This window comes from Hymenobacter coccineus, assembly GCF_001816125.1.
Lineage (GTDB): Bacteria > Bacteroidota > Bacteroidia > Cytophagales > Hymenobacteraceae > Hymenobacter > Hymenobacter coccineus.
Genome location: NZ_MDZA01000062.1, coordinates 1 through 11480, shown reverse-complemented (window position 1 = coordinate 11480; position 11480 = coordinate 1). Strand labels below are relative to the sequence as shown.

Sequence of the window (11480 nt, the reverse complement as noted above, 5' to 3'; positions counted from 1 at the left end):
ACGCGTCACGGAGACGCAAGGATGCGTCTCTACACCGTGGACGAGACGCAAGGATGCGTCTCTACACCGTGGTGCCATAAACGCAAATAGGTGCTAGGTTCTTGGTATACAATGCGTTGAATAGGAATCCGGGGGCTCGCCGCCCGGGCTTAGGCGGTGGCGGCGGGGCGGGCGAGGTGCGCGGCCTCGGCGGGGGTGAGGTCGTAGAGGGCGGCGACCAGGGCATCGACGGCGGCTTCGGCCGCGGCGGTGTCGGCGGTGGCATCGGCGGCGCGGGCGGCCAGGATGGTTTCGACCAGGGCCCCTACCTCGGCCTGCTGCGCGGCCGTGGCGGTGGGGATGGGGATTTGCGACACCTGCGGAATCTGCATCGCCATGGCGTTGTCCTTCATCTTGGTGGTAATCTGCTGCAAGACGTAAAAAACGGGCGCCGAATTGAGGACACCTAATAGGAACAGGTCGTCGCTGGGAATAAAAAAGGTCTTGTTATTCGAGTAGTTACCGTCCATGTCAAGCGCGAACTCCTGGTAAGTGGCAATTTCCTTCCACATAATCTTCGGCTTCTCAAACTCGCCGTAGTAATCGCAGGCGCGCAGCTCCCACCAATAATTGCCCTGGTCGGTGCGGACGGTGGCAGCTGCTTCAAAAGGCAGCAGGTAGTTGGCCACGGCCGGGTAATGGGCCAGCAGCGCATCCCAGGGTGTGGGGAACTTGGGCGTGATGGGGGCCACGGCGTAGGTGCCCCGGGCGTTGCGCTGCCAGCCGAGCTGCTTGCGCGTCCAGCCGCTGGGCAGCAGCAGCAGGTAGCTTTCGTTGCGGGGCTGGCGGTAGCGCTTCACGTCGCGGCCCGCCAAAAAGGGCTTGATGATTTCGGCCGAGCGGGCATCTTCGGCGATGAGGCGGGCGCGCACTTCGGGCTTGATGACAAACGCCGGGTTGAGGCCCGTTAAAATTCCTCGGTAGATATTCTTGCTCACGTATTCGCCCAGCGGCCGGCCCGCCGCTTTCAGCTTGGCCAGCAGCGCGTGATTGTCGTCGTCGGCCAGCGTCCAGCCGGCGTCGGCCAGGCTGCTTTGGGCCACGGTGCGCACGTGGGCAGCTACCTGCGTTTCCAGGGCCGGCGGCGGCAGCTGCGGAATCAGGGCCGCGCGGAAGCTGCTGGCGGCCGTGGGGGCCCGGCGGTGCACGGTGAGGATGGCGGGGTAGGCCTTGGTTTGGGGGAAAACGTAGAGGTCGCCGAAGTCAATGAACTCCACCAGCTCGTGGGTGCTTTGCAGCCAGCGGCGCAGCGGGGCCCCGTAGCCGGTGCTGAGCCACTTGTTGGGGGCAATGAAGGACAGCTCGCCGCCGGGGGCCAGCAGGTCGAGGCCCAGCTCCACGAAGTACACGTAGAGGTCGGCCTTGCTGTCGAAGGTGGCGAAGCGCTTTTTGAAGAACGGCTTGCTGGCGGCAAAGGCCTCCTGGCGGATGTAGGGCGGGTTGCCGAGCACCACATCGAATCCCCGGAAGCGGGCGTCGTCGTCCAGCACCTCGGGAAACTCGAACCGCCACTCGAAGGCCTGCTGGAAAAACACGCCCTGCTGGTGCTCGGCCAGCTCGCGGCGGCGCTGCTCCACGAGCAGGGTGCGGCGGCGCAGCTCCAAGGCGTAGCTCTCGTCGTCGAGTTTCTTACTGAACAGGTCGGTGCGGCTGTTTTCGAGCAGCAGCACCTGGGCCTCGGCGTCGCGCACCTTTTTCACGAACGGGTCGGCCTGGCTGATGCGGCGGCCCACGTTGGCCTTCAGCTCGGCCAGGGCCCCGTCGAGCTGCTGGCGGGCGGCCTGGCCGCTGGCGCCGAAGTACTCGTGCACGAGGCTTTTGTAGCGCTCCACGGTGATGCCCGCCGTGCGGAACACCTGGCCCAGCGGGGCCCCCAGGGCGTGGCGGCTCACGAGCGAGTTGCCGGCGCGCACGTTCAGGTCGAGGTTGGGCAGGGTTTCGAGGGCCTGGAAGCCGCCGTCGGGGCGGTAGTAGGCGTGCTTGAGCAGCTCAATCCAGAGGCGGAGGCGGCAAATGCGGACGGAGTTGGGGTTGAGGTCGACGCCGAACAGGGCGTGCTCCATCAGGGCCCGCTTCTGGTGGAAGAGGGCGGCCTGGAGGCGGGTGGCCTGGGCGGGCACGGTGCGCTGGCCGGTGGCGGCGTCGTAGGTGGCCACCTGGTAGCGGGCGGGGGCGTCGGTGGCGTTGTCGAGCACCACCAGCTCGTCGTGCTCCACGCGCAGGGTGTAGTCGAGGAGCCGGCCGTCGGCGTCGAGCAGCAGCCGCAGGTCGGCCTTGAGGGCCAGCAGCTCATTAAGGGCACTCACCAGGAAGTGGCCCGAGCCCACGGCGGGGTCGAGCACGGTAAGGCCATCAAACCAAGCCGCGTACTCAGCCCGGCGCTCCCGGCGGAAGCTGTCGCGCAGCTCCTCCCAGCTGGCGCAGCCCGCCAGCTCCGGGAACCGCGCCGCCGCGGGGCCCTGGGTGAAGCGCCGCACCACGGCCCGGCGCAGCGTGTGCCGGGCCATGTACATCGTTACGAAGCCGGGGGTGTAGAACGAGCCGTCGCGGTAGCCGTTGATCTTCTCGAACACTAGGCCCAGCACGGCGGCCGAGAGCAGCGGCCGGGGCGGGGGCCTCCGGGGCGGGGGCGCTGGGGGCCCCGGCGGGTGGAACCTCACGAGACCCCTGTGGGGCCGGCCCCCTCTCCAAAAGAGAGGGGGAGCCCTGGGAAGTTCGGGTGAGGGGCGTGGGGTCGGAGCCGAAGTCGAAGGCGTCGAGGAAGGCGAGCAGGTAGGGCAGGGCCAGCCACTGGGTTTTGTCGGCGGGGGTGGGGGCGGGCGGGGGCCCCCGCGCTTCTTCAGCACCGATTGGGGGAAGGGGCGCAGGCCGGCGCGGTCGTTTAGGGCGCTGGCGTAGAGCACCTGCATTTCGAGGGCGGTGGGCTGAAACAGCGAGGAGTTGAGGTAGGGCAGCTCGCGGAAGGCCGCCTGCACGTCGGGCGGCCGCTGGGCCGGCGGGCGGTTCAGTACCCCAAAAAAGAGCTTGTTCAGCTCGTCGTACTCGGGCAGGCGGGCGGGGGTGAGGAAGCGGAAATCGGCGGCGTGGGGCCCCGGGTGGTAGCGCACGAGCTGCCCCTCCAGCAGCTTAAGAAACAGCAGGCGGTTCACCCAGACCAGGCACAGGGCGAGGGCCACCTCCTCGCGCTGGCGGGCGGGGTCGTCGCCGTAGGCGGCCAGCTCGGCGGGCGGCACCAGCTCCAGCCCGTGGCCGATGCCCATCTGGTAGAGAATGTTCTCGAGCAGGGCCCCCGGCTGGCGCTCTCCCTCGGGGCAGCGGCCAATGCGGCGCACGCCGCCCACGGCCTGCTCCTGGAGGCCCATGAGGTAGAGCAGCTCGTTGTAGAACTCCTGGTTGAGGGTGTTGGGGTCGGGCCGGGCGCTGGGGAACTCCTTCAGCAAGTAGGCCGGGCCGAAGATGCGCCAGAGGTCGGCGAGGGCCCCCGGGGCGGTGGGCAGGCCGGCGCGCAGGTCCACGTAGGTGGCGCGCAGCTCGCCGGCCAGGCCGCGCAGGTGCTCGCCGGCCACGTGGTCGTAGAAGTAGTCGGTTTTGGTGCCCGGCAGGGCCCCCTGCTTGAACTTGAGAAAGAGCTTGTGGAAGGCCTTGTCCGCCACGAACAGGCGCAGAAAGTCGCGGGCGTCAAAAATGTACCATTCGAAGCCGGTCGTGACGATGAGGCGGCTCAGCTCGGCGGCTTCACCGGCCGCCTGGTCCTCGCAATAGTAGTACACCAGTTCCTGGAAGGCCTTGCGGTTGAGGCCGTCGGGGGCGAGCATCTCGCGGGTGTTCTTGCTGCCCTTCACCTCCATAATCAGCCCCACGGGCGAGGCCGCGGTGTCGCCGAAGTGCAGCACCAGGTCGCGGTCGCCCTTGCTGTTGCCGTAGCGCACGGGCGCGTCGGGGTGCACCGGGGGCCCCGTCACGCGCTCCAGAAAGGTGATGATGTGCTTTTCGCCGTGCTTCTCGCGCTGGGTGGGGTCGAGGTGGCGGTGCAGCTCAGCAAGTTGTTTTTGGAAAGCAGCCAGCTGGTCGGCGGTGGGCTGGAGGCGGCGCAAAGCAGCGTCGGCCGCCACCGCCTGGGCCGGCGTTTGGGGGAGAAGGGCAAGCATGGCGCCAAGGTACGGCGGGGCTTGGCGGAGGCGGGCGACCAGCCAGAACTCATCAACTCTGCGGAAGGAAGGGCCCGGCGGTAAATAAATTCATCCTTTCTTCATAATTAGCAAACTCCCGCGGGGCGGCTGTGTTCTTAGCCCCACTAAAAGGCTACTCGAATAGGCCGTCATGCTGAGCTTGTCGAAGCATCTCTACCGCGTAACTAACTCTTTTGATTGGGTTACTGCTGCGGTAGAGATGCTTCGACAAGCTCAGCATGACGGCCTGTTTGAACAGGTTCTTCAAACTGGCCGCGGGGTACCGCCCGGCCCCACGCTTGCGCCCGCCTATGCCCGCTTCGTCCACCCTCGCCCCCACCGCTCTACTGGCCGACGTGCCCCGGGGCAACACCCAAAAACACGTCAACCGCACCGTGCTGGCGTACTTGCTGGGCCTGGGGCCCCTGCACCGGCCGGGGCTGCGCTGGCTCGATTTGCCGTGCGGGGCGGGCGAGCTGCTGGCGCAGGTGGGGCGGCACTTCCCGGGGGCCCAGCGCTGGGGGGCCGACGTGCGCGCCGCCGCGCCGCCCCGCGCCCGTGCGCTACGTGCCCACCGACCTCAGCCGGGACTTTCCCTTCGCCGCCGAGCCGGCCTTCGACGTCATCACCTCCATCAGCGGCATCATGTGCTTCGGCAACACGGCGCAGTTCATCGGCCGCTGCGCCGCGCGCCTGGCTCCGGGCGGCCTGCTGGTGGTCAGCAACGACAATTGCCTGACCGTGCGCGACCGGCTCTCGTACCTGTTCACGGGGCGGGTGCGCCGGTTCCGGCTGCTGTTCGAGCCCGACGAAGGCAACCACCAGCTCGTGCAGCACCAGGAGCTCAAGCGCCTCTTCGACGTGCACGGCGTGGAGCTGAAGCGCGTCCTCTACACCGCCTTCTACCTGGAAGATCTGCTCTACGTGCCCCTGGCCGCGCTGCTGTGGCCCTGGCAGTGGCTCCGGCTGCGTCGCCTGCGCAGCAGCACCCCCCATGCCCACCGCGCGGAGCTGTTCGGGTTCCGGTCGCTGCTCCACCGCCACTACGTGTTCGTGGGCGAGAAGCGCGCGGAGTAGCGGGCGCCGGGGCACCGGCTGGAACAGGGCCCCCAGGGCCCGCCGCGTACCAAAAAAGCGACCCGCTCGGGAGCCCTGGGGCCCCAAGCGGGTCGCTCTTCTCTTGGTCAGGAACGCGGCCGGGGCCGCGGCGCAGTGCCTGGCCCGGGGCCCCACCGGGTGGCGCGGCGGGGCTACACCAGCTCGGCCAGCTCCAGCCAGCGCTCTTCTTTTTTGGCCAGCTCCTGCTCCACGGCTTGCAGGCGGGTGCCCCAGTTGGCAAACTCCTGGGGGGTACCGGCGCCGCCGTTCAGGTTGGCGGTGATGGCCTGCTTCTCGGTTTCGAGCTGGGCCAGGATGCCTTCAAGCTGCTCGTATTCTTTCTTCTCGGCGAAGGTGGCGCGGCGCTTGGCGGGAGCCGCCGGGGCGGGCGCGGCTACTGGCGCGGGGGCCCCTTTGGCGGCAGCGCGGGCAGCCTTGGCGGCTTTCTCCTCGGCTTCGAGGGCGGCTTCGGTTTCGCGCTCCTCCAGGTAGTCGCGGTAGTCGGTGTAGTTGCCGGGGAAGTTCAGCACCGCTCCGCCGGGCTCCAGCACAAACAGGTGCTCGGCCAGGTGATCGAGGAAGTAGCGGTCGTGGCTCACAATCAGCAGGCAGCCGGCGAAGTGCAGCAGGAAATCCTCCAGGATGTTGAGCGTGGCCAGGTCCAGGTCGTTGGTGGGCTCATCAAGAATCAGGAAGTTGGGGTTCTTGATGAGCACGCGCAGCAGTTGGAGGCGCCGCTTCTCGCCGCCGCTTAGCTTGTTCACCAGCGTGTACTGCTGGGCCGGCGGGAAGAGGAACAGGTTGAGGAACTGGCTGGCCGTGAGCACGTCGCCGTTGGCCAGCTCCACTACTTCGGCCACCTCCTTCACGATGTCAATCACGCGCTGCGAAGGGTCGAATTCCAGCTCCGTTTGGGTGTAGTAGCCAAACACGGTGGTGGTGCCCACGTCGATGGTGCCGGAGTCGGGCTGGAGCTTGCCAGTGAGCATGTTCAGCAGCGTGGACTTGCCCGCGCCGTTGGGCCCCACCAGGCCGATGCGGTCCTTCTTCTTGAACACGTAGCTGAAGTCGTCCAACACCACGTTGTCGCCAAACTTCTTGTTGAGGTGGTCGGCCTCGATGATTTTGCCGCCCTGGCGGGTCGTTTTCACGCTCAGCTCAATCTGCTGCTTGCTCAGGTTGGTGCTGGCCTTCTCCTTGGTCACGTAGAAGGCGTCGATGCGGGCCTTCTGCTTGGTGCCGCGGGCCTGGGGCATGCGGCGCATCCACTCCAGCTCCTTGCGGAACAGGTTGCGGGCCTTCTCCACTTCGGTGGCTTCGCGCATCTCGCGGTCGGCCTTTTTTTCCACGAAGTAGGCGTAGTTGCCCTGGTAGCGGTACATGGTGCCCTTGTCCAGCTCCACGATTTCGTTGGCCACCTTGTCGAGGAAGTAGCGGTCGTGGGTCACCATCAGCAGCGTGAGGGTGGGGGAGGAAAGCCGGTTTTCCAACCACTCAATCGTGCTCAGGTCCAAGTGGTTGGTGGGCTCGTCAAGCAGCAGCACGTCGGGCTCCTCAATCAGCACCCGGGCCAGGGCCACGCGCTTGCGCTGCCCGCCCGAAAGCATGCTCACGTTGCGCGTCAGCAGCTCGCCGAGGATGCCCAGCCGGCCCAGAATCTGCTGCACCTGGGCTTCGTAGTCCCAGGCGTTCAGGGCGTCCATGCGCTCGAGCACGCGCTGGAGGTCGTCGGGCTTGTGGTTGGCGTCGTTGATGACGTGCTCGTACTCCTTAATGGCCTTGAGCGTATCGTTCTGGCTGGCGAAGATGGTTTCCTCCACGCTCAGGCTTTCGTCGAACACCGGCTGCTGGCCCAGGTACGTCACCCGGATGCCTTTGCGGGTGCTCACCAGGCCCGTATCGGGGATTTCCAGCCCGGCCAGCACGCGCAGCAGCGTGGTTTTGCCCGTGCCGTTGATGCCCACAAAGGCCACGCGCTGCCCCAGCTGCAAGCCAAAGTTCAGGTCCTTAAACAGCCAGCGGTCAGCGTAATTTTTCGAGATATTCTCGGCGGATAACAGATTCATAGGCCGCAAAGGTACGGCCGGGGCGGTGGTGGGGTTGGGCGGCCCTGGCAACATTGTGCCGATGCGCGTTGTCGGAAAAAATAAACTGGCTTCTGCCAGCACTGAAGCATTGCAGTATCTGAATACATTTGAGAAATTTTTGCACTCTTAACCCTCTCATGCTAAGAAAACTACTTCTGCTATTTCTGATGGCTACCGCGGCCGGTGGGCCGGCCCAGGCGCAGCGGGCCAGCCACGTTATCAGCTCCGTGCCCGAACTGACCGACTCCATCCGGCGCGTGATGGCCAAGGAGCAAATTCCGGGCCTGCTGCTGGTGCTCGCTACCCGCGACTCAGTGCTATTTGCGGGCGGCCTGGGCGAGGCCAATAGGGCTACCCACCAGCCCGTGACGGCCCACACCCTGTTTCGCATCGGCTCCATTACCAAGAGCTTCGTGGCGCTGGGTCTGCTGCAACTCATCGAGCAAGGTAAGTTGCACCTCAACGACGAGGTGCGCAAAATCGCTCCCGAAGTGCCCATCGACAACCCCTGGGAAGCTACCGACCCGGTGCGCGTGGTACACCTGCTGGAGCACACGGCGGGCTTCGACGATATGCTGCCTAATCATACTATCAATCAAGGCCCTCTTCTGCGGGGAGTGGCTGAGGTCGCGGTATTCCGCCCCGAGCTGCGCTGCCGCTGGCGGCCCGGCGAGCGTACGGCCTATTCTAATCCCGGCTACCAGGTGGCGGGCTACCTGCTCGAAAAGCTGAGCGGCCAACCCTACGAGCAGTATTTGACTCGGCATCTGCTGCGCCCCCTAGGCATGCCCGACGCTACGCCCACCCAACACCCGGCTGCCCTGCCGCAGCTAGCGCAGGGGTATATCTATACCGCAGGGCACTACGAGCCGCAGCCACCGCACGAAATCTACGCTGGCGCGGCTGGCTCGATGAATGCTTCCGCGGCCGACCTAGCTCGTTACGTGCAGTTCTTCCTGCGCGATGGCCGCACCGCCGAGGGCACCGCCTTGGTGCAGCCGGCCAGCCTACGCGAGATGGAAACGGTGCATAGCACCTTAGCTGCCCGGAGCGGTCTGCCCACCGGCTACGGCCTCGGCAATGAGGCTATTGTTAGAAGTGGATTTGTCTTTCAGGGGCACGGCGGCTACCTGCCAGGCTTTACTTCGGCGATGCTCTACAACCGTGAACTGGGCCTGGGCTATGCATTATCGTTCAATGTTGACCCTGGTACCGCTACCATTGGGCGGCTGGTGCGGCAGTATATGCTGCGGCAGGTACCCCACCGCCCACTGCCCGCTTCAGTGGCGCTGGATGCCACCGAAGCGTCGGCCTACCTAGGTCACTATCGGTTTGCCTCGCCTCGCAATACGTACAAATTTCTGGATGAAATACTGGGTGGGGGTAGCCTGGAGCGGCGGGGGAACCTGCTGCTGCTGCTACCGCTACTAGGAAAGCCCGATACGCTGCTGGCCACTAGCCCGCGCACCTTCCGCCGCCCAGCGGAGCCGGTTGGTAGCGTTGTGCTCACTCGCGATACCGAAGGCCATCGCGTGCTGGAATCACGTGGCCAATACTTAGTAAAAATTGGCTTTTGGTGGTGGCTACAGCCCGTACTGCTGGCGCTGAGCACGCTGCTAGTGGTCACGGCCGGTCTGGCGGGGCTCATCTGGCTTGGGTATGCCCTGCGTCGGCGGCTGCCTTCGGCCCAAGTGCTACCCCGGCTGTTGCCTCTGCCGGCCGCGCTGGCTTTTGCCGCCACTCTTTGGGCCGGCAATAGTGCGACCGTTCATTGGGGAAGTTTAGGAATCGTTAACACGGAATCGGTGCTGCTCTTCGCGGCACCACTCGTATTCACCGTATGTGCAGTGGCCGGGCTGGGACTGCTGCTCTATCGGTTTAATCAGTTTCGCAGCCGACTGGCGGCCTGGTATCTGTTGCTCACCTACGGCGGGCTGGGCTTTTTGGTGGCGGTGCTGGGCAGCTATGGCTGGCTGGGCATGCGGCTGTGGAGCGTCTGAGCGGGCCTGGACGCGGGCGGGCTGGTGCCGGCCGAACGGCGGGTGGAAGGCGTGGTGGAAATGCTGCTCGACGCCACCCAGCAGTTTGGCCAGGCGCTGACGGCCGAGCGGCTGTTTGGCTGGCAGGCGGCCCTGTTTCCGGCCGGCCGCAGCGGCTTGCAGCGCATCCAGACCGGCGCGTGGCGTACCGGCCGCCGGGGGCCCATGCAGGTAGTGTCGGGCGCGGCGGGGCGGGAGCGGGTGCATTTTGAGGCCCCCGACGCGGGTGCGGTGGACGCGGAGATGCAGCGTTTTCTGGCATGGTTTAATGGGCCGGAGACCCTCGATGCGGTGCTCAAGGCCGCGGTAGCGCATCTGTGGTTCGTTACCATTCACCCGTTTGAGGACGGCAATGGGCGCTTGGCCCGCGCTGTTACTGATTTGCAGCTGGCCCGTGCCGATGCTACAGCCCAGCGTTTCTACAGCCTGTCGGCCCAAATCCGGCTGGAACGGCCCGCGTATTACGCGCAGCTGGAAGCGGCCCAGCACGGCGGGTTAGACATAACGGCGTGGCTGGAGTGGTTTCTGAGCTGCCTGGGCCGGGCGCTGGCTGCCACGGAACAGACGCTGGCGAAGGTGCTGGAAAAGGCCCGGTTCTGGGAGCAGCATGCGGCCACGCTGTTCAACGCCCGGCAGCAAAAGCTCCTCAATTTGCTGCTGGATGGCTTCGAAGGCAACCTTACTTCCTCGAAATGGGCGGCTATTGCCAAGTGCTCGCAGGATACCGCCGGGCGCGACATCCAGACCTTCGTGGAGCAAAACATCCTAGTTAAGGAAGCTGCCGGAGGGCGCAGCACCGCGTACCGGTTGGCTCCGTAGGGCCCCAGGCCCCGGAACTGCGCCCGTACTTTTGCGCTTCTCTCTAACGTGCCTGCCGAACCCCGCAAAATCATTCACCTCGACATGGACGCCTTTTATGCGTCCGTGGAGCAGCGCGACGACCCGGCGCTGCGCGGGCAGCCCGTGGCCGTGGGCGGGGCCCGCGAGCGAGGCGTGGTGATGGCCGCCAGCTACGAGGCCCGGCAGTTCGGGGTGCGCTCGGCCATGCCGGCGGTGGTAGCGCGGCGCAAGTGCCCCGCGCTGCTGTTCGTGCCGCCACGCTTCGAAGTGTACAAGGAAGTGTCGCGGCAAATCCACGCCATCTTCGCCGAGTACACGCCGCTGATCGAGCCGCTCTCGCTCGACGAGGCCTACCTCGACGTGACGGAAAACCTGAAAGCCGAGCCCCTGGCCACGCGCCTCGCGGCGGAAATCCGGGCCCGCATCCTGGAAAAAACGGGGCTCACGGCATCGGCGGGCATTTCTTACAACAAGTTCCTGGCCAAGCTGGCCTCCGACTACCGCAAGCCCAACGGGCAGTTCGTGATTCGGCCGCACCAGGGCCCCGGGTTCGTGGAAGGGTTGGCGGTGGGGCAGTTCCACGGCATCGGGGCGGCCACGGCGGCGCGGCTCAACGGGCTGGGCATCTTCACCGGAGCTGACCTGCGCGCCCAGCCTGAGGCGCTGCTGCGCCAGCATTTTGGCAAGGCCGGCGGCTACTACTACGCCATTGCCCGCGCCGAAGACCACCGCCCCGTGGTGGCCGACCGCCAGCGCAAATCGGTGGGCGCCGAAACCACGTTTGAAAACGACCGGCGCGAGTTCGACGAACTGGCCGACGGCCTGGGGCCCTGCATCGCCAAGGTGTGGGCCCACTGCGAGCGCGCCGGCCTGCTGGGCCGCACCGCCACACTAAAAGTGAAATACGCCGACTTTCAGCAGATTACCCGCAGCCGCAGCCTGACGGGCCCCGTGGCCGGCGCTGAGCAGCTAACCGCCATCAGCCACGAGCTGCTGCGGGCGCTGCTGCCCGTGCCGCAGGGCGTGCGCCTGGTAGGGGTGTCACTTTCCAACCTGGTGCCGGTGGCCGAAGCCGTGGGCCAGCAGCTGGCGCTGGGGCTGTAGCACGGCGTAGCGTGGACTCTGCGAGTCCGCGCGGTTGAACGGTCGCTGAACGGTCGCTGAACGGTCGCTGAACGGTCGCTGAACGGTCGCTGAACGGTCGCTGA

The 11480-nt window shown here is 66.1% G+C and carries 7 protein-coding genes; 4 read left to right on the top strand and 3 right to left on the bottom strand.

Annotation, left to right across the window (positions count from 1 at the left end):
* Window positions 1-149 precede the first annotated feature (149 nt).
* Window positions 150-4187: a type IIG restriction enzyme/methyltransferase gene (locus BEN49_RS04990; RefSeq protein WP_070741615.1), complete on the bottom strand. Its 4038-nt coding sequence runs from the start codon at window positions 4185-4187 to the stop codon at window positions 150-152.
* Window positions 4188-4552: 365 nt separating this feature from the next.
* Complete coding sequence (locus BEN49_RS27605; RefSeq protein ID WP_158022753.1) at window positions 4553-4708, bottom strand: hypothetical protein; 156 nt, start codon at window positions 4706-4708, stop codon at window positions 4553-4555.
* Window positions 4709-4766: 58 nt separating this feature from the next.
* Between BEN49_RS27605 and BEN49_RS04980 the strand changes: the two genes are divergently transcribed.
* Window positions 4767-5285, top strand: a complete 519-nt coding sequence (locus BEN49_RS04980; RefSeq protein ID WP_070741609.1) for a class I SAM-dependent methyltransferase — start codon at window positions 4767-4769, stop codon at window positions 5283-5285.
* A 173-nt stretch (window positions 5286-5458) separates the two neighbouring features.
* Here the strand turns inward: BEN49_RS04980 and BEN49_RS04975 are convergent, their stop codons facing one another.
* Window positions 5459-7372, bottom strand: coding sequence for an ABC-F family ATP-binding cassette domain-containing protein (locus BEN49_RS04975; protein WP_070741605.1), 1914 nt, complete (start codon window positions 7370-7372; stop codon window positions 5459-5461).
* 188 nt (window positions 7373-7560) lie between these two features.
* On the opposite strand from BEN49_RS04975, the gene BEN49_RS04970 reads away from it, so the two are divergent.
* Genes BEN49_RS04970 through dinB form a run of 3 tightly spaced genes read left to right on the top strand, consistent with a single transcriptional unit; the run spans window position 7561 to window position 11376 of the window.
* Complete coding sequence (locus BEN49_RS04970; protein ID WP_070741602.1) at window positions 7561-9393, top strand: serine hydrolase domain-containing protein; 1833 nt, start codon at window positions 7561-7563, stop codon at window positions 9391-9393.
* A gap of 24 nt (window positions 9394-9417) precedes the next feature.
* On the top strand, window positions 9418-10251 hold the full coding sequence (locus tag BEN49_RS04965) for a Fic family protein (protein ID WP_070741599.1): 834 nt from the start codon (window positions 9418-9420) through the stop codon (window positions 10249-10251).
* A 48-nt stretch (window positions 10252-10299) separates the two neighbouring features.
* Window positions 10300-11376 (top strand): DNA polymerase IV, encoded by a 1077-nt coding sequence (dinB, locus tag BEN49_RS04960; protein ID WP_262490178.1) that lies wholly within the window; start codon window positions 10300-10302, stop codon window positions 11374-11376.
* The last annotated feature ends 104 nt before the right edge of the window (window positions 11377-11480 follow it).